The organism is Streptomyces longispororuber (assembly GCF_024448165.1).
Classification (GTDB): Bacteria; Actinomycetota; Actinomycetes; order Streptomycetales; family Streptomycetaceae; genus Streptomyces; species Streptomyces longispororuber_A.
Genome location: NZ_JAMOLN010000079.1, coordinates 1 through 23,136, shown reverse-complemented (window position 1 = coordinate 23,136; position 23,136 = coordinate 1). Strand labels below are relative to the sequence as shown.

Below are 23,136 nucleotides of genomic sequence, written 5' to 3'. Positions count from 1 at the left end.
GCGCCCCGCCACCGTAGGGGTGATGATCGTTGGCGGGTGCGGGTTCGTTGTGGTCGATCGCGCGGTTCCCCGCCCCTGAGGGAGTGAGGGTTCGTGGAGCGTGAGCGGAAGGCCCTGTTGGGAGGGGCCGTCGTCGTGGCCGTCGGGGCCGTCGTCGTGACCGCCGTGGTGTGGCCCGACCCTGAGGACGACGGTGGTGCCACGCCGGTGGCCGGGCGGACCAGTGCCTCCGCCTCGCCCACGCCCTCGCCCACCCGCTCGTACCCCCTCTCCTCACCCCCGCGCACGATCCCCGCGGTGCGCGACTTCACTCCGGCGCGCGGGCCCGGGTGGCAGCCGGACGGCGGGAAGGTCGTCGTGCGGGACGGGGAACTGGCCGACGAGGGGCGGCTCGTCGCCGGCGAACTGGGGCTGACGTTCGGCGACGACGAGAAGGCCGGGCCCGGCGACGTCGAGCTGGCGCTCGGCGGGGCGCGCGGCGCGAACGCCGAGTCGTACCGGATGACCGTGTCCGACGGCCGGGTGCGGATCGTCGGACCGAGCGACACCGGCGTGTTCTACGGGACGCGCACCCTCAAGCAGGAGGTGCACGGCGGCGGGACCGCACCCGAGGGCGTCGTCGACGACGAGCCGGCCAAGCCGCAGCGCGGCTTCAACCTGGACATCGCGCGCAAGCACTTCACCGTCGACTGGATCAAGGACCGGATCCGGGAGATCGGGGACCTCAAGTACAACCAGCTGGGGCTGCACTTCTCCGACGACCAGTCGTTCCGCATCGAGTCCGACTCGCATCCGGAGATCGTGTCGGCCGAGCACCTGACGAAGGCGCAGGTCCAGGAGATCCTGGAGCTCGCCGCCGAGCGCCACGTGACCGTGGTGCCGGAGATCGACTCGCCGGGACACCTCGGCGCCGTCATCCGCGCCCACCCCGACCTCCAGCTGCGCGACGTGGGCGGGGTGCCCACGCGCGGCGCCGTCGACATCTCCAAGCCGGCCGCCGCGCAGATCGTGGACGACCTGCTGAAGGAGTACGCGGAGCTCTTCAAGGGCGCGTACTGGCACCTGGGCGCCGACGAGTACCAGGCGCTGACGAAGACGAACCCCGAGGCGTCCTACCCGCAGCTGGCCGCGGCGGCGCGGGCGCGGTACGGGTCGAACGCCCGGGTCAAGGACCTCGCCACCGGCTGGCTCAACGACCGGGTGCGGACCATGCAGCCCTTCGACCGGCACCTGAAGGCCTGGAACGACGGGTTCTTCACCGGTGGCGTCGTGGAGGCGCACAAGGACCTGGAAGTCGCGTACTGGACCGGCAAGGAGATCGGGGCGCGCGAGCCCGCCACGTATCTGAGCGCCGGCCGCAGGATGACCAACTTCAACGACGAGTACCTGTACTACGTGCTCGGCCAGCCCAACACCTTCGTGTACCCGACCGGGCAGCGGATCTACGAGAGCTGGACGCCGCTCGTGCTGCGCGGGACCACGCCGGTCCCGGCGAAGTACGACGACCAGATCCTCGGCGGCTCCTTCGCCGTGTGGTGCGACATCGCGTCCGCGCAGACCCAGGACCAGGTCGCGCAGGGCGTCCGGATGCCGCTGCGGGCGACCGCCCAGAAGCTGTGGGACGCGGAGAAGCCGGAGCTGAGCTGGTCGCAGTTCGTCGAGCTGGCCGCCAAGCTGAGCGGCTGACCTGCGTATACGGGTGGACAGCGCGACCCGCGGAGCCTTATGTTCCGCAGGCCGCGCGGCCGGGGGGCCGGAACATCCGCGGTGTTCCCTGGGGAGGGGCGCAGCTGTGCTGTGCAGAAAATGCGGGAAGGGCCATGCGCTGGTCGAGGACGGGCTGTGTGCGCGCTGCGCCGACGAGGCGTTCGGGTCGCTGACGCCCGCGCCGGGGCCCGACGTGGTGCCCGACGCGCCGGTGCCGCCCGTACGGCCGGCACCGCCGTTCCGGACGATGGGGGCGCTGCCGCTGTCGCCGAACGCGTTCGCGCTGGCCGTGACGGTCCTGCTCGCCGTGGTCGTCGTGACCGACCTGTTCGCCATCGTGGTGGGGGTCCAGGAGTTCCGGGTCCTCTCCGACCTGCTGGCCGGACAGGACGGCCGCACGGCCGACCTGGCGCGGCTCGACGAGTCGTACGCGCTGGCCGGGAAGCTGCAGTGGTACGTCTTCCTCGCCACCGGCGTCATGTTCATCGCGTGGTTGTTCCGTGTGCGGCACAACGGCGAGGTCTTCGCGCCCGACGGGCACAGCAAGGCGCGGCCCTGGGTGCTGTTCGGCTTCGTGGTGCCGATCGCCAATCTGTGGTTCCCGCGGCGGATCGCGCTGGACATCTGGGCCGCGAGCGAACCGGCGGGCCGGTGGGGACGCTGGCGGGTCGACTGCTGGTGGTTCCTGTGGCTGGCGGCCACGTCGACCTCCTGGCTCCTGGGGACCTGGTACGAGGAGGCGGAGACCCTCACCGACATCAAGGACGCCACCGGCGCCGTCGTGGTCTCGGACGCCGTCGACATCGTCAGTGCCGCCTTCGCGATCCTCTTCGTCCGGTCCCTCACCGCGCTGCAGAACCAGAAGGTCATGGCGGGGGCGTACCGGCCCTAGTTCGCGTTTCCGGTGGCGAAGTCCCCGGACCCTGTGGTCTATTCGGCCAGAGCCGCGAAGAACACCGGGACGGGGGCACGGGTATGGGCTACTGGGGCTATTACGTAGTGGCCAGAAGTGGGCGTCCGCTGAAGGAGCTCGACGCCCTGGGCGGGGTGCGGGACGAGCTGACGCTGCTTGAGGAGCGGGCCGAGGGCTGGCAGGTGTGGGAGTGCCCCGGCGGATCGGGGGAGCAGACCCGGGACGTCGGCAGCATGAACTCCCTCGCGGCGGAGACGGGTTCACCCGCTCTGTTCGCGTACGTCATGGACTCCGACTGCGCCGTCGTCGAGGCGGCGGCGCCGGAGAGCGGGGCGTGGACGACGTGTCTGGGGCGCACCGCGATGGCCGGGTACATCGGCGGGGACGAGCGTTCCCTGGAGGACTACTTCCTGCCGCCGCGCGACGCCGCGGAGCGGGCCGTCGCCTGGGCCGCCGAGTGCGGCCGGACCGTGCCGGAACAGCCGCTGCACGACGTGCTGCGCGCGGACGCCGACCCGTCGGCGGAGGAGCTGTTCTTCCGCTTCCTGGACCGGCTCGGGGTGGCCTCCCTGTGACGTTCCGGGCCGGCACGGCGCTGTAAGACCCGTAGTCCTGAAGGGGAATTGCCGGGTCCGCGTCGGGGAGGCGTACGTCCATGAGCCTGGTGGAACTGATCGCGCAGGCCGATGAACGCAGCCTCGCCGCAAGCGGGCTCGCCTGCCTCGACCGGTGCCTGCCGCTGCTCGGCGGCGACGCGGCCAGCGAAGACGAGGTGCTGCGCCCGCTGTGGGCGAGCCTCGCCGAGGACGGTGCGGGCTGGCGCGAGCGGCTCGCCGTGGCGCGGGGCGCGCTCGACGGGGCCGGCGCGGACGGCGAGGCGGCGGAGCTGGTGCGGCGGATGCTGGGCGCCACGCCCGACACGGCGGGCGCCGAGGGCTGGCGGAGCTGGGCCGACGCCTGCTCGGTGGCGGCGCTCCAGGTGCACCGGATGCTGGACACTGTCCCCGAGCGGGCGGGCTCCGCGGCGAGCGTGAGCGCGCGCCGCGAGGGCCGCACGGAGGGCATGTCGCCGCTCGTCGCCGCCGAACTGCGCCGCCAGACCCGGATCCTGGAGCTGCTCACCGGCGGCGGCGCGGGCGGGCTCCGGCAGGCGCTCGACCTGTCGACCGAGGGACGCAGGGTGCTGCGCGCGGTCGTGTCGCGGCGGGCCAGAGGCCGCGTCTGATGCACGAGGTGGGGCGTCCGTCCGGGCGCGCCCTCGCCGTGGTCGCGGCCGTCGCCGCGCTGGTGGCCCTCGCGGTGCTGCGGCCCGCGGAGCCGCTCGGCATCGGGCAGCCCCACTGGGCGCGGGAGTGGGGTGCGGCGCTGCCGGGCGGCGGCCCCGGCTGCGGCACGGGCACTCCGGGCCGGTCGACGGGCGCCCCGGACGGATCGGCCCGCCTCACCATCGGCGCGTACGGCTACTACGGCCCGGACCCGCGCGCCCACGAACCGGAGCGCTACACCGTCTCCGCCCATCTCGCCCCCGGCCCCGAGCCGTTGCGGCTGAGCGCGCTGCGGGCCGCCGTCGACGTCTACGGGCCGCACGGGCGGGGCCGCACCGCGAGCGCCCGCGGCCTCGCCGTGCGCGTGGTCACCGGCCCCGCGTCGAAACCGGTCCGCCCCGGCCGCGACGGCACGTACCGCTTCACGCGGGGCGACGACCTGCACCTCGCCGTGGAGGTTCCGGCGGACGCCGTCTGCCGCGGCGACAGCCTGTCGACCCTGAACACCTGCGACCCGTCCCGGACGAACCAGATCGAGGACTGCCCGGTCGTCCGTCTCGCGCTCACCGCGCACGGCCTGCCCGGCGGCCGCCTCGTCACCCTGTCGTTCGAGCCGGACGCCCGCGACGCGTGAGGCCACGGGCCGGACCCGGCCGCCCCCTCCGACGGCCGGGGCCTGGGCCCGCGGGGTGTCCGGAGTAACCCATGCGCACCGTCCGGCGCAAGCGACCGCACAAATCGGGCACGGGGTCGGCGGGCGCGGACCGCACGCGAGAGGGCCGCGGGGGCGCTCGGCCCCCACGGCCCTCTCCTTGCGTGCTGAACTCGCCTGCTACGGGGCCAGGTTGGTCCCGAGGCGGGCACCGGCCGGGCTGCCGACCGTGGTGTTGTTGAACGTCTTGGCCGAGGTCAGACCCAGACCGCTGGAGTTGCTCGGCACGTACATCAGGGTGCCGTTGCCCGCGTCCTCGCCCGCCGTGCCGATCACCAGGTCGGTGCGGCCGTAGCCGGACAGGTCGGCGAGGGCCACCGACGAGCCGAGGTTGTCGTTCGACTCGGTGGAGCCGGGGATGCCGGCCGTGTCCTGCGTGACGGCGATCGAGCCGGTGCCGGTCAGGCCGGTGGACGAGCCCTTGAGGAGCAGCGTCGTACCGGCGTTGGAGCGGTTCGAGGTACGGGTGATGTCCTCGTTCGGGGCGCCCGTCAGGACGTCCGCGTAGCCGTCCAGGTTGTAGTCGCCGACGGCCACCGACGCGCCCATCGCGTCGCCGGCCTCGGCGGCGCCCGGGACACCGGACGTGGACTGGCTGATGACCTTGGCGCCCGTGGCGGTCAGGCCGGTGCCGGCCACGCCCTTGACGAAGGTGACCTGGCCGCCCGCGGCCGCGCCGGACTCGGCGGTGTAGGGCTGGCCGATGACGATGTCGTCGACGCCGTCGCCGTTCATGTCGCCGGCGCCGATGGAGCGGCCGCCCTTGACGGTCAGCGTCGCGGCCTTGCGCAGGCCGCTCGCGCCGCCCTTGTACCAGACGACCCGGCCGATGCCGGTGCCGTCGCGGTAGTTGAGCGCGACGTCCGCGTAGCCGTCCTGGTTGAAGTCGCCGGAGGCGGCGTCCGCGTAGGACAGGTTGGCCTCGCCGGTGGTGATGGTGGAGTCGGTGTCCCAGCCGTCGCCGTAGCGGGCCATCCAGGTGCCGCCGACGCCGGTGGACGCGGCGAACACGTCGGCGGTGCCGTCCGCGTTGAAGTCGCCGACGGCCACGGCGGAGCCGAAGCGGGCGCCGGTCAGGTCGTAGCTGCCGTCCAGGTTGAGGCCGAGGCCGGTGGTGAAGTTCGGGCCGTAGAGGATCGTGGCGGCGCCGCGGTCCTTGTGGCCGGTGGTGTCGTCCTCGCCGGGCTGGCCGACGACGATGTCGGTGTAGCCGTCGCCGTTGACGTCACCGGTGGCGGTGGACGCGCCGAACTCGTCGCCGCTCTCGCCCGCGCCCGGGACGTCGGGGCTGGACTGCGAGATCAGCTTCTTGCCGGTGGCCGTCGGGCCGGACGTGCCGCCCGGGATGATGGCGATCTGACCGCCGCTCGCGCCCTTCGGGATGCCGGTGACGATGTCGGGCGTGGCGTCGCCGATGACGTTCTGGGAGGGCAGGGAGTGCGAGATGCCCGGGGTCGCGGCGAGCGTCGCGATGCGGCCCAGCTTCGGGTACAGGTTCGCGCCGGGGCACGCCGTGTTGTTCGTGTCCTTGTGGCCGAAGACGCGGGGCAGGGTCTTCGTCGTGCCCAGGGGGACCTTGTTGCCGTCGACGCCCAGGTCACCGTTGGACGTCAGCGTGACGGAGCTGCTCGGCGAGATGCCGTACTGGCCGAACTTCCAGGCGACGACCCGGGCGATCGAGTCGAGCGCGGCCTTGGTGGGCTGCATCTTCTCGAAGTTGCCGATGTACGAGATGCCGACGGTGTCCGTGTTGAACCCGTAGTCGTGGGCGCCGTGGACCGGCAGGTCCATGCCGCCGCTGCGGCCCTCGAAGATCTGGCCGCAGCGGTCGACCACGAAGTTGTAGCCGATGTCGTAGTAGCCCTTGGAGATGTGGTCCTGCTGGATCTCGCGGAGCCGCTTGGCGGACTGCGAGCAGGGGACCTGGTTGTCCGAGTCGACGCCGGTGTGGTGGACGACGGCGGCCTTGATCTCCGTGTCGTACACCGGAGTGCCGTCGTAGTTGGTGCCCGCGCCCCACTGCGCCTGCGTGATGATCCGCGGCTTGACGACCGTCGAGGGGCGGGCCTCGGGCACCGTCTCGGACGGCGACGGCGAGGCCGTGTCCGCGGGGGACGAGGCCGGGGCCGAGCTCTCGGGGGCCGTGGCGGAGGCCGGGGCGGTCGGCGTCGCGGACTCGGTGGCCTCCGAGGACGTGCTCGCGCTCGGGGTCTCGGCCGGGGGCGTCGTCTCCGCGGTGAACGCGGCCGGTTCGAACCGGGCGTTCTTGCCCTTCACGGCGCCGGTGCCCGGGTCGATCAGCTTGACGTCCATGCCGGACGGCAGGTCGGACGCCTTGCCGTCGGCGTCGATCACGCGGACCTCGACGCCGTCCGAGTCGGTCTTCGTCGGCACCGACGCGGTGCCGCCGCGTATCGCGGACCGCTCGCGCTCGTCGCCGTCGGCGTCGTTGGTCTCCTTCGGCAGCGTCGTCCAGGAGCCCCAGTCACCGGTCTCGGCGTCGCGCGCCCGGAACTGGGCGGTGCCGTCGATCTTGTCCTCGGGGTTCTTCCACGTCACCGAGACGGCACTGAACTGCTGCGTCGACTTCTGCGGCACGACCTTGCGGTCGCCCTTCGTCTGCAGGTCCAGCGAGTGCACGGACGCGGCCCGGAACGTCGCCGGGTTCCCCGTGTCGGCACCGCCCGGATCGGCCATCGCGTAGGCCGTCACCCCGGCCCCGCCGAGGACGACCGCACCGACCGTGATCCACGCTCGCCGCTTGAGAGTCAGCGGCTTGTACGCGTGCGCGGCGCGCGTTTCCTGAGCCTTTCCGCGCGAATGTCGCGGGCTCAAATGCCCCACCCCTTGAAGAAGTCCACATAAACCCCGCGTGAACCGCGGGTAGATGTTCTGTTCAGCGAAAGACCGTCGAGGAACGTCACACGTTGCACAGATGTGTCGTACGTCACTGGGTGATCTCCGCTCCCGCGCCGGCGCCGGTCGCCGTGCCCAACGCGGCCGGGCCGTACGTGGTGCCGTCGGCGACGACGGACTCGCTGCCCGGGGCGCCGAGGGCGGCGTCCGCCGTGCCGTCCCCGTCGTGGTCGGCGAGCGCGACGGCCGCGCCGGACCGGTCGGCCGGGTCCCCGTCGCCGTAGGTGGCGGCGGGCTCCGTGCCGAGCCCCGCGGCCGCGCCGCGCAGCAGGTAGCCGTGGCCGGCACCCGGGGCGCCGGCCAGCATGTCGGCGTACCCGTCGTCGTCCGTGTCGCCGACGGCGAGCGCCGACCCGAGACCGGCCCCGGCTGCGGCCGGCACGCCGACCTCGGTGCCGGTGGTGGCGAGCCCGTCCGCCGTACCGCCGAACACGGTGAGCCGTCCGCCGTCCCCGGGGTCGGACCGCCCGACGACGAGATCGGCGCGGCCGTCCCCGTCGACGTCACCGGCGGCGAGCGCCTGCCCGCCCTGACCGTCGAGCGTGACCGCCTCACCGGTGCGCAGTCCTGACGCGGAGCCGCGGGCCACGACCAGCGGCCGGGCCCCCGACGCCGTACGGAAGGTCAGGGCCGCGTCGGTGTATCCGTCGTGGTCGAAGTCGCCGGTGGCCAGCGCGGGTTCCTCGACCGGCCCGTCCGCGAGCGCGAGCGGCGCCGAGAACGCGCGGTCGGTGCCGTCCACGGTCCACGCCCGGCCGGAGCCCGGCGACACGGCGAGGAGGTCGTCGCCGCCGTCCCCGTCGAAGTCGCCGGTGGCGAGCGCGGACCCGAAGCGGGCGCCGCTCGTCCGGACGGCCGTCGGCTCGTTGATCATCCCGGCCTGTCCTGTGAGGCCGTTCGCCGAGCCCCGCAGGAGGCTGACCCCGCCTTCGTCGCTCGCGCCCGCGGTGACCTCCTCGGCGGGCGAGGCGACGGCCAGGTCGGTGTACCCGTCGTGGTCGAAGTCGCCGTAGGCGGTGGCGGATCCGAAGCCGTCGCCGTCCTCGGAGCCGCCGGGCACGCCCTCGCTCTCCTGGGTGAGGACGGCCTTGTTCGCCGCGTACGGGGCGGTGCGGGCGCCCGGCAGGACGGTCACCTGGCCGGCTCCCGGGTGGGCGTTCGCGGTGGCTCCGGCGATGCCCGCGGCCAGGTCCGCGCGCCCGTCCCCGTTCGTGTCGCCGTGCACGGAGCGGGAGTTGAGGGCGGCGGCAGCCGTGCGCAGGGCGGGCAGGTCGCCGTACAGATTGGTGCCGGGGCACTCGGTCGGATAGCCGTCGCGGTGCCCGGAGATCCGGTTCATCGTCACCAACTGGCCCTGCGTGTACTTGCCGTTGTCGGCGCCCGCCGCCATCACGAGCGAGCCGGACGGGTTGATGCCGTACAACCCGAGCTTCCAGGCGGCCAGTTCGGCGATCGCGTCCCGCACCGCCGCGGTGGAGGTGGCGGTGTTGTAGTCGCCGAGCACGGCGACGCCGCTGGTGTCGGTATTGAAGCCGTAGGTGTGCGCGCCGTAGACCGGCTTGTCGACGCCGCCCGCCCGGCCTTCGAAGACCGTGCCGCACTTGTCGACGAGGAAGTTGTAGCCGATGTCGTTCCAGCCGTTCGACTTCACGTGGTACGTCAGGATGCCGCGGATCACCGAGGCGGACTCGGCGCACGTGTAGTCGTTCGTGCCGGCCGTGTGGTGCACGAACACGGCCTTCGTGTCGGTGGTGTACGTCGGCGGGTCCGCGACCAGGGACTCGTCGGCTCCCCACCCGGCGCGGGTGGTGATGGACGGCTGTCCGGCGACGGACGCGGCCGGCTCGGTCCGCGTGCCGCGCGTCGGCGCCCCGCCGTCGGGGTCGACCAGTTCGGTACGGAGCCCGGCGGGCAGCCGTGTGCCGCTGACCTCGACCTGGACGCCGTCGGACGGCCCGACCCACAGCGGCTGGGTGCCGCCGCGCACTCCGTCGGCCGCGCGGTCGGGGCCTGACTCCGGTGCGTGGACGTCGAGTTCGAGGGTGCGCCAGGGCGACCACTGCCGGGTGGCGGCGTCACGGGTACGGACCCGCACCGTGCCGTCGAGCGTGGCCTGCGGGTCGGACCAGGTGACGCCGACCATCCGGAAGGGCGCGGTGACGCGGGAGGCGAGGACGCGCCGCGCCGGATCGGACCCGGGCACGGGCACCGTGTGAACAACGCCTGTGCGTAGGGGAGTTGTGGTTCCGGCGAGTCGCGGATTCTGCTGTCCCGACAGGGCGACGCAGCTCAGCACGACGGCGGCGGCCAGTGCGGTGCGGGTGGCGGCCCGGCGTACCGGATGCGGCGGGTGGATCACTGCGCGGTCCCCTCGGTGGTGTTCTCGGGCGCGGCCAGTTCGCCCTGACAGGTGGCGCGGCCGTAGGTGCCGAACGCGGTCGCGGTCTGCACGTGCTTGCCGCGGACGGCCAGTTGGCACCGGGCCTCGCCGCCCTTGCCGTCGAGCGCGACGGTGATGGTGGGCGCCTCGCCCAGCGGGACGCGCACGGTCTTCTTCCAGGGCAGCGCGGCGTCGTGGACCACCACGCCCGTGCCCATCTCGCTGCGCGCCTGGTAGGTGAGGTCCGCCGAGCCCTTGCCGGTCACCTCGTACGTCACCGCGGCCGTCGGCACCGGAGGCTTCGCGGGTTCCTCGTCGGTGTTCAGGACGCCGTAGACCACCAGGCCCGCGCAGGCGGCGAACACGGCGAGGCCCGCCGCGATGCCGCGCCGGTCGACCGAGCGGGTGGACGCGGCGGCTCCGCCCTTTTCTTCCGATTCCGCCGGTTCGGGCGTCGGTTCTTTTGTCTCGGTCGAGGTCATGTCGGCATTCGGCTTTCCGGTAGGCAGCGGAGCCGGGCGGTTATATCGCATGGTTGTGCACTCTTTCCACTGTGCGGACAAAAAGGACTTCTCCGTGATCGGCAAAGGACAGTTCGGCCTGCAATGACCTGCTGTTTTGCTCTGCCGGGCCGCTCTTTGCGGATATCTGGAGCCGACTGCCCGATTTCGCCGATCGGTTGACTGGGTCCCTTTGAAGTGATTAGAAATCGCGCCGTTATGAGGAGGTGCGCAGCCGGCCGGGAGAAGCCCGTCCGGTCTATTCGGCGTGCCAAAAAACGAAGGACATCAGGACGTGAAAGTCCGATACGGGAGATTTATCTCCTGCCTGGTCGTCTCAGCGGTGGTGAGTACGGCGGTGCCACAGCTGGCGTACGCCGCGCCGCCGTCCGGCGGCGGAGACGACGACAAGGGGGTCGTCGACACCGTCAAGGGCTGGTTCTCCGACGACGACGAGGACAGCGAACAGCCGCCCACCGGTGGCAAGTTGGCGATCCCCAGCCGCGAGAAGCTGCCGAAGGCCAAGAAGAAGGCCCCGGCGAAGCGGGTGCGCGAGCTGACCGCGCGCCGCACCGAGCACGCGCGGTTCTGGGAGCTGTCCGACGGACGGATCCAGGCCGAGGTGTCGGCGATACCGACGGCTTACGGGACCGGCAAGGGCAGGAAGAAGAGCTGGAAGTCGATCGACACGGGCGTCGAGGCGACGGACGCCAAGGGATTCGACTTCGCCAACACCAGCAACTCCGGCCGGAGTTGGTTCGGCAGCGAGCCGGACAAGGTGCTCCGCTTCCAGGCGGGCACGGATGGTCCGGCCGTCACCCTGGGCCTCGACGGCGTGGACGCCACGTCCCTCGCCCCGGCGGCCAAGGGCTCCACGGTCACGTACAAGGACGTGGCCGCGGGCGGCGCCGACCTGCAGTACGAGGTCGGTCCCGGCCGGGTGAAGGAGAACATCGTCCTGGCGAAGGCCCCCACGGGCCCGGTCTCCTACACCTTCACGCTGAACACCGCCGGCGGTCTCACCCCGAAGGCGCGCAAGGACGGCTCGATCGCGCTGTACGGCGAGCTGCCGAACACGCCGGTCATGACGATCCCGGCCGCGTACATGACGGACACCCGCAAGGACGCGGACTCGCCGTACGGGCTCGCCTACAGCCCGAAGGTGCAGCAGAAGCTGGTCCGTGACGGCGAGCAGTGGAAGATCGTCGTCACGCCGGACGCGAAGTGGCTGGCGTCGTCGAAGCGCCGGTACCCGGTGACGATCGACCCGACGATCACGATCACCCCGTCCGCGGCCCAGTCGCAGGACACGATGGTGCTGTCCGACCAGCCGACGGCGAACTTCAACAACACCTGGAAGCTGTCGGCGGGCAAGACCGACACGGGTATCGCCCGCTCGCTGATCAAGTTCCCGCTGAACGAGATCCCGTCGGGCACGAAGATCGACACGGCGCGTCTGGAGATGTACTACGACCAGACGCACACCACCAACGCCAACGACGTCACCATGGAGGTCCACCGGGCGACCGGTGCCTGGGACGAGTCGACGGCGACGTGGTCCAACACCTCAACCCTGTCGGGCGAGCTGTCGGGGACGACGTACCAGATCGACGACGGTGACGCGGGCACGGCCGCGGTCGGCGAGTGGCCCAAGGCCACGACGACCGGCGGCGCCGCCACCAACGACGACTTCGCCTACAACAAGAACACCGCGACCGGCGAGACGTACACCTACCAGCCGGTGATCCCGGAGACCGCCTCGTATCGGATCGAGGCGCACTACCCGCCCGCGACCGACGCGGCGACCGCGGCCCCGTACACGATCACGCACCGGGACGGCACCGCGACGGCGACGGTCAACCAGACCGGTACGGCCGCCGCGTGGAAGGCCCTGAGCAGCACGCAGTACTACTTCAGCCGCGGCAACACCGGCAAGGTGGTCCTGGGTGACACGGGCAGCTCCACGACCCGGAACATCGCCGACTCGATCCGTCTGGTGAACCCGGCGCAGATCGTCAAGAACACCGGCGAGTACAACGCCTGGCACAAGTTCGCGGTGACCGACACCGTCCAGAAGTGGGTCTCCGGCACGGCCACCAACAACGGCTTCGTGCTCCAGGCCAAGGACGACACGGTCGCCTCGACGCTCACCGGCGGCCCGCGTTACGAGGCCGGAGACGGCACCTCGTACGGCGGCGAGGAGGCCAGCTACCCGCGCCTGACCGTCACCTACGGCAAGATCGGCGCGGCCCTCAACTCCCCGACCGTCGTGCACGACACCGGCCCGGAGCTGTCCTGGTCGGCGTACTCGAACAAGACCGGCGACACGGCCAACGACATCGTCGAGTACCAGCTGCACCGCTCCACGCAGCAGACGTTCACGCCGAGCGCCGCCACCCTCGTGGCCCCCATCGACAAGGCGACCACCGCCTACACGGACACCACCGCGAAGCCGACCCCGGACTCCTCCTCCAGCGAGATCGGCCGGTCGTACTACTACCAGATCGCGGTGAAGACGAAGGACGGGTCCGTCATCGGCTCGCCGACCCGCGTCGTGGGCGTCCCCAAGGCTGGCCGCACCATGAAGATCGTCCAGGGCACGGCCGGCGGTGTCACCGACACCACGCTCTCCTCCCAGCAGCCCACCACCAACCAGGACGCGATCCAGTCGTTCGGCGTGGGCCAGAAGTGGCTGAGCGTCGGCAACAACTCGGGCACGTACGGCAAGACGCGCACCACGCTGAAGTTCCCGACGTCGTCGATCCCTTCGACGGCCACGGTCCTCGACTCCAAGCTCTACATGTGGGGCGCGGAGACCACGACCGACACCGACGGCGCGATCTACGAACTCCACGGCCTGAACAAGGACTTCGACGAAACGACGGCCACCTGGAACAACGCCACGTCCTCAACGGCCTGGACGGCGGCGGGCGGTGACTTCGGCGCGACCGTCTCCGACACCGTCGCCCAGGTCTCCGAGGTCGGCCGCCACTGGTGGGACGCCACCTCCATGACGCAGGGCTGGGTGAAGACCCCGTCCAGCAACAAGGGCGCCCTGCTCAAGCTCAAGGACGAGACGACGACGGGCCCGCAGGAGCGCACCCTCTTCCTCTCCTCCGAGGGCGAGGACCAGCAGCTCGGCCCGATGCTGCGCGTCATCTACGTCGACGCCACGACGGAGAACACGTACTACGCGCCGCAGACCCCCGCCCGGATGACCCCCAACTCCACGTACACCGTGGACTTCACGGTCACCAACACCACCAACGCCGCGTGGGCGTCCGGTGAGCGGGTCCTCTCCTACACCTGGAAGCTGCCCGACGGCACGGACATGACGACCGGCGGCAACCAGATCAAGACGGCGGTCCCGGCCCTCCTGCCCGGCCAGTCGACGACGGTCCAGGCCAAGGTCAACACGCCGATCAACTCGGACTCCGGCAGCCACCGCACCGAGTACGTCCTCGGCTGGGACATCCAGAAGGTCTCCGACAGCACCTGGCTGTCGGCGGGCACCGGCGGCATCCCGTCCCTGAAGCAGAACGTGGCGGTGGAGGACCCGACCTCCAACACACTCGGCCTGGAGAAGTTCTACTCGTACACGGGCAAGAACACGGGTGCCGGTTCGACGGTCATGACGAACCTGGCCTCCGGCAACTCTGTCTGGTCCTACGACGCGTTCACCAATCCGGGCCGCGGTCTGACCACCTTCGCGCGGGTCTCGTACAACTCGCTGGACACCTCGGACGCCGTCTCCGGTGCGGGATGGTCAGCGCAGGCGGCAGGGCCAATCCGGCTCGGCGCTCCGGTGGACTTCCACCCGAACCCGAGCGCGAACACGACCGAGATCCGGCTGCCCGACGGTGACGGCACGACCCACGTCTTCACCAAGCAGGCGGACGGCAGCTGGAAGGCTCCCGCGGGCGTCCACTACAAGGTCACGATGAAGTCGGGCCTGGACTGCACCCCCGACAAGGACCCGGTGCCGGACGCGTGGACGTTCACGCGCCCGGACGGCACCCGCTTCCTCTTCGGCTGCGACGGCTACCTGACGTCCGCGATCGACAGGAACGGCAACACGCAGACGTACACGTACGAGGAGCGCAAGTCCAACAACAAGCCCACCAAGTTCCTCACGTACATCACCGACCCGGCGGGCCGGAAGTCGCTCACGGTCGACTACTACGCGAAGGGCGACGCGTCGTACGAGTACATCGACGACACGGGCGCAAAGGTCACCGGTACCAAGCTCAGCAACTCCAAGATCTACGACCACATGAAGTCCATGACGGACATATCGGGCCGAAAGATCTCGTTCTTCTACACCGACAAGGGTCTGCTCGGCCAGTTCGTCGACGGTGACGGCTCTGAACAGCCGAAAGCCTTCAAGTTCACCTATGACGCCACCCAGGGCAACAAGAACGTCAAACTGGTCAAGGCCACCGACCCGCGTGGCAACTCGACCTCGGTGGCGTACCACGCTCCGTCGCTCGGCGACGATCCGAAGTACCACTGGTGGACGAAGACGATCACTGATCGCGTCGGTGGCACCACGGGCTTCGCGTACGCGGTGAACGCCACGAACACCAAGTTCGTCGATGCGACGGTGACGGATGCGGAGTCGCGCACCACGAAGTACGTGACGGACGACTTCGGGCGTCCGGCGCAGACGACGAACGCGAAGTCCCAGACCTCGAAGCTGAGTTGGGACGCCGACAACAATGTCACCTACGTCGAGGAGGCGAACGGCGCCAAGACCGCGTACTGCTACGACCAGAAGACGGGCTACCCGCTGTGGTCGCGCGACGCCGAGCACAACAAGAGCGGCGTTCCGGATCAGTCTGCCTGCGCCGTGGGCTCGTTCCCGACAGACTCGCAGCGGTACACGTACCAGACGCGCCTCGATGGCTTTGCGGCCGACCTGTTCACGAAGACGTCTCCGGAAGGCCGCACGTGGCAGTTCGGGTACGACGCGTACGGCAACCTGAAGACGGTTACGGACCCGAAGGGCGTCGCCACGACGACGGCCGGGGACTACACGACGTCGTACGAGTACGACGCGTACGGCCAGCTGACCAAGGTGACGGATGCCAACGGGCACGCCGGCACGAACAGCGACTTCGGGCCGACGGGCTTTCCGCGGACGATGACCGATGCGCTGAACAAGTCGACGACGTTTGTCTACGACGAGCGCGGCCAGGTCACCGAGGTCGTCGACGCGCTGGGCAAGAAGGTCACGCAGACCTACGACGCCTTTGGCCGGGCGCTGGTCAGCACCGCGCCCAAGGACCAGGCCGCAGGCGTACTGGTCACGACACCGGCGCCGGAGTACGACGCCAATGACAACGTCACCAGGTCGACGGCGCCGAACGGAGCTGTGTCGACGGCGGTGTACGACGACGCGGACCAGGTCACGTCGGCAACCGCGCCGACGAACAACAACACAACAGCTGCCCGCACGTCGACGTACACCTACGACAAGGTCGGCAACCTGCGGAGCACGACGGAGCCCAAGGGCGTCGTGACCACCTCCGACGCCACCGACTACGTCACGACGAACAACTACAACGAGCTGTATCAGCTCAGCTCCGTGGTCAACGCCGACCAGGGCAGGATCTCCTACGAGTACGACACGGTCGGCAACGTCACTAAGGTCATCGCTCCGACCAAGAACGCGTCACCGGACACCACGGACTTCACGTCCAGAACCGATTACGACCTCGACCACCGAGTCATCCAGGTCACGGACGCGGCGGGTCAGTTCACCAAGCAGTCCTACGACCGCGACGGTCTCGTCACCTCCTCCACGGACCAGGAGAACAACACCTCGACCGTCACCTACGACGAGCGGGGTATGCAGTCCGAGGTCAAGGTGCCCTACGACGGCACCACCTACCGGACCTCCACGTTCGAGTACGACCAGGTCGGCAACACCACCAAGGTCATCACGCCCCGCGGTACCGCGACGTCGAACGCGGACGACTTCGCGTCCCGCACCACCTACGACGAACTCAACCGCCCCAAGCGCCAGTATCAGCCTTACGACCCGAGCGACGCGCGCTACAACAAGGCGGACGTGTACACGGAGACCACCTACGATGCCGTCGGCCGGGTGGCGAAGACCTCGCTGCCGCCGTCGCAGGGCGAGACGGTCCGCAACGACACCGTCTTTGAGTACTTCGACAACGGCTGGCCGAAGAAGTCCACCGACCCGTGGGACATCGCCACCACGTACGAGTACGACGACCTGGGCAAGCAGACGAAGCGCACGCTCACCTCGGCCGGCGGATCCTCGGACCGCACCATGACGTGGAGCTACTACCCGGACGGTTCCCTCAAGTCCAAGGCCGACGCCGGTGTTCCGGTCGGCAAGTCGGTCGTCCTGACCGACAATTCCGACACCCAGAACACGTCCGCCACAGGCACCTGGGCCAAGGGCGACCTCACCGGCCAGCAGGGTTACGACCATCGCACCCACGCGGCGGCCACGGGCACCGACGCGTACACGTGGACACTGAGCGTCCCGGCAGACGGCACGTACACCGCGTACGTGAAGTTCCCGAAGGTGACGGGCGCCACGACCGCGGCCACGTACACGCTCACCCACGGCACGATCGCCGAGGCCGCGGTGACGAGGGACCAGAACGCCGGCACCGGGACGTGGGTGTCACTCGGCTCGTACAGCCTCAAGCAGGGTGAAAAGACCGAGCTGAAGCTCGACCAGAGCAGCGCCGGTATCGCCGTCGCGGACGCGGTCAAGCTGGTCCGTGACACCACAGGTGTCACGGACGACGAGAAGAGGTCCTTCGCCTACGCGTACGACGTCAACGGCAACCTCACGTCGATCGACGACACATCGTCCGGCGCGAAGGTCGACGCGTACACCGTGTCCTACACAGGCCTCAACCAGGTCCAGAAGGTCACGGAGGCACTAGCCGGCCAGGAGAAGAAGGCGACGTCGTACACGTACGACGCCAACGGGCAGCCGGAGACGGTCACGCACCCCGACCAGTTCTCCAAGTACACCTACGACCTGCGCGAGCTGGTCAAGACGGTGTCGATCGGCAAGGCGTCCACGGACGCCTCGCCGAAGGTCAGCTCGTACACGTACACGGACCGCGGGCAGACCCTGCAGGAGACCAAAGCCAACGACAACACCGTCGACTACGGGTACTTCGCCAACGGTGAGCTCAAGTCGTCCACGGAGAGGAAGGGATCAGGCACGCTCGTCTCCTCGCACACCTACGCCTACGACGCCAACGGCAACAAGGCTCAGGATGTTGCGAAGAAGATGAACGCCGACAACCGCGCGTCCTACCTGGAGTCCACCACCGACTACAGCTACGACCCGGTCGGCCGGCTCGCGAAGTCGGTGAAGACCGGCACCGGAGCGTCGACGGAGACCTACGTCCACGACGACAACGCGAACGTCGTCAGTCAGACGGTCGGCGGAGTCTCCACGACATTCGACTACGACCGCAACCGCCTGCTGAGCGTCACCTCGTCAGGTTCCTCGCCGGCGAACTACACCTACGACCCGTTCGGGCGTCAGGAGTCCGTGACATCGGGCGGCAAGGTCATCGAACGGAGCGTGTACGACGGCTTCGACCATGTCGTCGAGTCTCAGAAGGCGGATGACACGGGTGCGCTGAAGTCGACCACATACACCTTCGACCCGCTGGACCGTACGGCGTCGAAGACCGCGGACGGCAGGACCACGGACTTCGACTATCTCGGCCTGTCGAGTGAAGTCCTCGACGAGAAGGTCGCCGGCCAGCTGACCAAGTCGTACCAGTACAGCCCCTGGGGTCAGCGGCTCTCCCAGGTCAAGCGAAACAGCGACGGAACGACGGAGGACGGCTACTACGGCTACAACAGCCACACCGACGTCGAGACCGTCACCGACAGGAACGGTGACGCCAAGGCCACCTACGGCTACACGGCCTATGGCGCCGACGACAAGTCCGAGTTCACCGGCATCGACAAGCCGGAGTCGACCGACCCCACGAAGGAGGCGTACAACCCCTACCGGTACAACGCCAAGCGCTGGGACGCGCAGTCGGGCACGTACGACATGGGCTTCCGTGACTACAGTCCGGGTCTGAACAGGTTCACCACTCGCGACATGTACAACGGGGCGCTCGCGGACATGGGCCTGGGCGCGGACCCGTTCACGGGCAACCGCTACGCGTTCGGTGGAGGCAACCCGACCAGCTTCGTCGAACTCGATGGGCACCGTCCGGCCGACTGCAACGAGCCCGGAGCCACGTGCCGCATGAACAGTGCCGGTGGCTGGGACGTCGGATTCGCCGCAGCCGCGCTGCCCGGAAAGTACGGGAACAAGACGTCGCGGCACGACCAGGCCCAGGCGCGGGCGATCCTGGAGATCGAGGCACAGGCGGCCAGCGCCGGCGCGACGGACTTCCAGGTACTTCCGCCCACGAAGATCGCGGGGGCCAACAAGGAATGCATGTACCCCCGCAATGGTGATCGCGGAAAGGTGCGTGGGAACCGTGGTCTCGCAGTCCCCGACTGCAGTTACGGGACACCCGACATTCTCGGATATGACGCCAAGTCGGATGTCTACTACGTCTGGGAGGTCAAATCGGCCGGTGACGCGAACAAAGCCGTACCCGAGGCGCAGTGGTATGTGAACCGGCTGCGTTCGCAGGGCAAGAAGGCCGTTCTCGGCTGGATGATGGGCGGCCCTTACGACGTCGGAAACGGTGACAAGGTAATGGGCCCCGAAGAGGGAGCCGTCATCTACGGACGGCAATCAAACAAAAAATTCCAGAACATCTACAACAACAGCCCGATGGCGGTGGCTCGAAAAGCGCTGCAGAACAACACTCCGCAGCCTTCGGCCGGTCCTGGCCCCGGAGCCTACCCGGGAACGGTGTATCAGCCCGGCGTGGGGACAAGGCCGCAGTCCAGCTCGGGGGGATTCGATCCGATGCTTATCCCCATCGTCGTTCTGGTGGTGGGCGGAGGGATAGCGCTGGCACCTGAAGAGGCCGCCGCGGCGACAGTCGTTGCGGGAACCAGCTTCATTCTGGCTGCGTGATGTCGGGCCGGGCTCTCGCATGATACATTCGCGAGGGCTCGGCCCTTCTCTATCATGGTGGCTATTGGTGACGATTCTTGGTGATTTCCTTCGGGAGTACGCAACTCCTCAGTTGAGTGCGGCGGGATTCAAGAAAAAGGGGACAGAATACAAATTCACGAATGAATCCGGAGATTCGACATTCCTGACCTTCTCGACCACTCGGATCGATCCCGAGGCGTGCGTCTTCTTCGCCACCTGTTCCTTCGTTCCTGAGCCGTACTGGGCGTGGTTGAACAGGCAGCATGTGGACGCCGGGCTTCCGCCGGCTGATTCATCAGGCGTGCTTGCCGCGTACTCCGTTCTGCCCCCGCCCCCCTTTGCGCACGCCCCGACGGCTCCCGGCCTGGCCCGCGCCCGCTGGGCATTCGGCGGCCGCAACAGGCCTGCCGTAGGTGCAGGGTTCGCAGGCCAGTTGGAGGCGGACGAGCTTCCCAGGATGAAGCGTCTGCTGGAGCGGCCCGAGCTCTTGGCGGAGATTACATCGTCGCGGTCTCCTTCGATCCGGCGCTGGGGCGCGATCCAGTCCGAGCTGGTGCTGATGGTCGACGACTACACAGCCCAGCAGAAGGAGGTGCTCCTCTCGGCGCCCGAGTTGGATGACACCTTTCGGCGGGATTATCGGGAATGGACGGAGCGGCGCATGACCGCATCTCCCACCGCGCCGCCGAAGGCGAACTGAACCGGATAGGGAACTGGTCGCATCCCCAGGCAACGTGAAGGGCTCGCCGTGCACCAGGCGTCGCGGTCGCAGGAGGCCGGCACGAGTTGGTCACTGGGAGCGGCTGACACAATGAGGTAGATCTGCCCCGGGTGACCGTGTCTCGTAGGCGAGTTGGGTGTTGTCCGGGCCGTGGGGGACTTCACCGTGGATCGTGCCGGATGGCCTGTGGGAGGTCCTACGCGGGATCCTGAATGTCCTGCACACGGACATCCAGTGGGAACCTCTCCCTCAAGGAGCTTGGCTTCGGCTCCGGAATGACGTGTTGGCGCCGGCTGCGGGACGGGAACAAGGCCGGCGTCCGGCGGCAGCGGTAGGTCTACGTCGTCAAGGTCAACGCCGCCGACCCGGCCGGCGAGGACTACAACTCCTACCGGTTCAACGCCAAGCGGTGGGACGCCCAGTCCGGTACGTACGACATGGGTTTCCGTGACTACAACCCGGGCCTGGGTGCAGCCGGTCATGAGACCGGAGGCGCATTCCTCGGTGATGTGACCGTCGTACTCGATGCGACTGCTGGGATTACCCGCGGCGAACGCATAGCGGTTGCTGGTGTACGGGTCGGCGCCCAGGCTCATGTCCGACAGGGCGCCGTTGTACATGTCCCGGGTGGTGAAGCGGTTCCAAGGTCGCCGCTCCCATCCCTGAGGAGTTCGTCAGAGGAGTTCGGGCCTCCGGAAACCGGCCGGGGTCTCCGGGGAGCCCCATGCGGCGCATGATCGCCGTGGTCATCGACATACCGGTCGCGGTGCTCGCGCCCGCTGACGCCGTCCGGGCTCGGGAGCCGGAGCCCGTCGGGCCGCGCGTAGCCCGCATGCGGGAGTGCGAGGGGCGGGCACGTGCAGGCAAGGCTGTTCACGCCGGTCGCGGACGAGGCGTTGTGCGGGGCCTGCCGGGCGTGAACACGCCCGGTCGCGGGCACGAGGCGAGGCAATGAACTGAGCAGCACTGACGTGAAGAACATCGGGGCCTTCTGCAACGGTGGCCGGGGGTTCTGTGCGACGGACCCCGCTGCCGGTCAGTACGGATCCCTCATCGCGCAGAATCGGGGGATGCTGGAAGGACTCATGCGATGACGGCACAAGCGATGCGTTCCTCGGCCAGAGCCTGTGGGGCGGCGGCGCTCTACGGGGTTGCGGTGTTCCTCGCGGTGTTCAGCTTCGCCATGACGGTGGAGGCGGACAACCCGGCGGCATTTCCCGGCCGGCACGACAGTGACGGAGCCTTCGGCGCGGTCGTGTGCGTGACCCTCGCCGCGGCCGCCGCGGTCGGTGCGATGACGACGCTCTCGCGAGGGCGACTGTCCAAGGTCGTCTGCGTGGCGATCGTCGCTGCCTGTGTCTACCGGGTGATCAGCGTCTCCGGACAGCTCTGATCGCCGCCGCGTCAGTGGCAGTCGTAGCGGAACGTGCCGGTCCCGCCGGCGAAGCAGGAAGGGAGAGCCGCATGTTGGAAAGGTTGGAGGGCGCGCTTCCGGGGATGACGCGGTGGCGGCTGCCCGGTGGGCGCGGAGTGGACTGGGGTGCGCTGGAGGCGGGCCTCGGAACGCCGCTGCCCTCCGACTTCCGCTCACTGGCGGAGGCGTATCCGGTGCTGTCCATCGGCGACTTCCTCACGGTGTCCCTGCCGCGCCCCGGCGGCGAGGAGTCCTGGGCGGCCGAGGGCAAGGAAGACGAGATCCTCCAGGACCTCTACGAGATGGAGGACATGGAGGACTACGTCCCCTATCCGCAGCCGGGAGGTCTGATCGCCTGGGCGGAGTCCAGCAGCGGTGACGTCTTCTGCTGGAGGACGAGCCCCGCGGACCCGGACGCCTGGCCGGTGGTCGTCCGCACGGACAACGCGGACTGGATCGAGTTCCCCGTCGGGGTCGTCGAGTTCCTGGCAGGCGTGTACGGCCACACGATCGACGTCCCCGGCATGCCCGGCGACTTTCCCGGTGACGCCCCGGACGTGAAGGGGCTGAGTGACCGCGTCGGCTGACCGGTGACGGTCCGCAGGAGCGGGTGAACAGCGGTCGCCCCCGGGGATTTCCTGGAGGAGGGAGGCGCTGCTCGCGGGGGAGCGAGGACGGGGTCCTGCGGCGCGACCGCAAACCGGTTGCCGACCGGTTCCCCGAGTGGGGGCCTTCACGAGCGTGGTGTGGGCCACCGACGTTCTGGGACAGGACGGCAGGGGCGTGCCGGGTCCGTCGGACGAATGGAAGGACAGCGACGACTTCACGGAAGCCGTGACCGGTGGGCGCTGTGCGGCGTCGTTCTTCGTTGATCTGGGGCGGCGGGTCGCGGTGTTCGACGCGGTCGACCCGAAGCGCAAGAACGAGTGGGCCCGCAGTTGCCTCCCGGGCGCGGCTGAGGGTTCCGCCGCTATGTCCCGATGGTGGCCTGCGGCGCGACGGCTGCTGTATAACCGGCCGGTCGGGCAGCGGTGGGGCACGTGGTGGGTGAGGGGCGAGCATGCTGGGGATCACGTCGGCCGGTGACGGCCTGGGGCCTTTGCCGCCCGCTCGCGGGCTCCTGACGTCCGGGGGCGGTCCGGGTTCGCCGGGGAGTCTCATGCGGCGGATGCTCGCCGTCGTCATCGACATACCTGTCGCCGTGGTGTGGATCGTGGGGCCGCTGGTCTGGGGGCTCGATCCGCTGCTCGACACGGTCGATCCCTCCGCCGGGCAGGGGCGGCTCGTCTTCCGGCTGACCGCTGTGGTCTGGGCCATCGTGTGCGCGCTCGGGTACTCGCCGGTGTGCGTCGCGCGGTGGGGCGGGACGATCGGCAAACGGGTCATGGGTCTTGAGGTGGTGCGGGCCGACGGGGGCGACGGCCGGCTGCCGTACGGGAAGGCCGTGCTGCGGCACCTCGCCAACCTCGTCACGTACACCGTCACACCGCTCACCATCGCCTGCGTCAGCGCCATCACCTTGAGCG

At 69.5% G+C, this 23,136-nt stretch carries 13 protein-coding genes and 1 pseudogene; 11 read left to right on the top strand and 3 right to left on the bottom strand.

Features of this window, described 5'->3' with window-relative positions; genetic code table 11:
• The first annotated feature begins 93 nt into the window (after positions 1-93).
• From M4J07_RS22285 to M4J07_RS22265, 5 genes are all read left to right on the top strand, one after another.
• Positions 94-1,686, top strand: coding sequence for a beta-N-acetylhexosaminidase (locus M4J07_RS22285; protein WP_255974638.1), 1,593 nt, complete (start codon positions 94-96; stop codon positions 1,684-1,686).
• 106 nt (positions 1,687-1,792) lie between these two features.
• Positions 1,793-2,599 carry a DUF4328 domain-containing protein gene (locus M4J07_RS22280; protein WP_255974636.1) on the top strand — a complete coding sequence of 269 codons (807 nt, stop codon included), beginning with the start codon at positions 1,793-1,795 and terminating at the stop codon, positions 2,597-2,599.
• An 83-nt stretch (positions 2,600-2,682) separates the two neighbouring features.
• The gene (locus M4J07_RS22275) at positions 2,683-3,195 is read left to right on the top strand and encodes a hypothetical protein (protein ID WP_255974634.1); all 513 of its coding nucleotides are present in this window, start codon (positions 2,683-2,685) and stop codon (positions 3,193-3,195) included.
• Positions 3,196-3,275: 80 nt separating this feature from the next.
• Positions 3,276-3,845 carry a hypothetical protein gene (locus M4J07_RS22270; protein ID WP_255974632.1) on the top strand — a complete coding sequence of 190 codons (570 nt, stop codon included), beginning with the start codon at positions 3,276-3,278 and terminating at the stop codon, positions 3,843-3,845.
• Between the two features lie 8 nt (positions 3,846-3,853).
• Positions 3,854-4,519 (top strand): hypothetical protein, encoded by a 666-nt coding sequence (locus tag M4J07_RS22265; RefSeq protein ID WP_255974630.1) that lies wholly within the window; start codon positions 3,854-3,856, stop codon positions 4,517-4,519.
• Positions 4,520-4,717: 198 nt separating this feature from the next.
• Here the strand turns inward: M4J07_RS22265 and M4J07_RS22260 are convergent, their stop codons facing one another.
• The 3 genes from M4J07_RS22260 to M4J07_RS22250 all read right to left on the bottom strand — a co-directional run bounded on the left by M4J07_RS22260 (position 4,718) and on the right by M4J07_RS22250 (position 10,375).
• The gene (locus tag M4J07_RS22260; RefSeq protein ID WP_308284763.1) at positions 4,718-7,432 is read right to left on the bottom strand and encodes an N-acetylmuramoyl-L-alanine amidase; all 2,715 of its coding nucleotides are present in this window, start codon (positions 7,430-7,432) and stop codon (positions 4,718-4,720) included.
• 112 nt (positions 7,433-7,544) lie between these two features.
• Positions 7,545-9,716, bottom strand: coding sequence for an FG-GAP-like repeat-containing protein (locus M4J07_RS22255; protein ID WP_255974628.1), 2,172 nt, complete (start codon positions 9,714-9,716; stop codon positions 7,545-7,547).
• Positions 9,717-9,868: 152 nt separating this feature from the next.
• Positions 9,869-10,375, bottom strand: coding sequence for a hypothetical protein (locus M4J07_RS22250; RefSeq protein WP_255974626.1), 507 nt, complete (start codon positions 10,373-10,375; stop codon positions 9,869-9,871).
• 1,330 nt (positions 10,376-11,705) lie between these two features.
• On the opposite strand from M4J07_RS22250, the gene M4J07_RS22245 reads away from it, so the two are divergent.
• From M4J07_RS22245 to M4J07_RS22220, 6 genes and pseudogenes are all read left to right on the top strand, one after another.
• Positions 11,706-19,454: a DNRLRE domain-containing protein gene (locus tag M4J07_RS22245; protein WP_255974681.1), complete on the top strand. Its 7,749-nt coding sequence runs from the start codon at positions 11,706-11,708 to the stop codon at positions 19,452-19,454.
• Positions 19,455-19,521: 67 nt separating this feature from the next.
• Complete coding sequence (locus tag M4J07_RS22240; protein WP_255974625.1) at positions 19,522-20,175, top strand: hypothetical protein; 654 nt, start codon at positions 19,522-19,524, stop codon at positions 20,173-20,175.
• A 157-nt stretch (positions 20,176-20,332) separates the two neighbouring features.
• A pseudogene (locus M4J07_RS22235) lies at positions 20,333-20,516 on the top strand (transposase); the annotation flags it as partial.
• Between the two features lie 770 nt (positions 20,517-21,286).
• Positions 21,287-21,589, top strand: a complete 303-nt coding sequence (locus M4J07_RS22230; protein WP_255974623.1) for a hypothetical protein — start codon at positions 21,287-21,289, stop codon at positions 21,587-21,589.
• A gap of 71 nt (positions 21,590-21,660) precedes the next feature.
• Entirely contained in the window at positions 21,661-22,197 is a 537-nt protein-coding gene (locus M4J07_RS22225) for an SMI1/KNR4 family protein (protein ID WP_255974621.1), read from the top strand.
• Positions 22,198-22,769: 572 nt separating this feature from the next.
• The coding region (locus M4J07_RS22220; RefSeq protein ID WP_255974619.1) for an RDD family protein at positions 22,770-23,136 on the top strand (367 nt) is incomplete at its 3' end.

What these genes read in the sequence shown, in the direction of transcription:
- M4J07_RS22245 (WP_255974681.1), top strand. Translation starts at nt 11,706, where the DNA reads ATGGTGCTGTCCGACCAGCCGACGGCGAACTTCAACAACACCTGGAAG.
- M4J07_RS22270 (WP_255974632.1), top strand. Translation starts at nt 3,276, where the DNA reads ATGAGCCTGGTGGAACTGATCGCGCAGGCCGATGAACGCAGCCTCGCC.
- M4J07_RS22230 (WP_255974623.1), top strand. Translation starts at nt 21,287, where the DNA reads ATGACGGCACAAGCGATGCGTTCCTCGGCCAGAGCCTGTGGGGCGGCG.
- M4J07_RS22225 (WP_255974621.1), top strand. Translation starts at nt 21,661, where the DNA reads ATGTTGGAAAGGTTGGAGGGCGCGCTTCCGGGGATGACGCGGTGGCGG.
- M4J07_RS22250 (WP_255974626.1), bottom strand. Translation starts at nt 10,375, where the DNA reads ATGACCTCGACCGAGACAAAAGAACCGACGCCCGAACCGGCGGAATCG.
- M4J07_RS22275 (WP_255974634.1), top strand. Translation starts at nt 2,683, where the DNA reads ATGGGCTACTGGGGCTATTACGTAGTGGCCAGAAGTGGGCGTCCGCTG.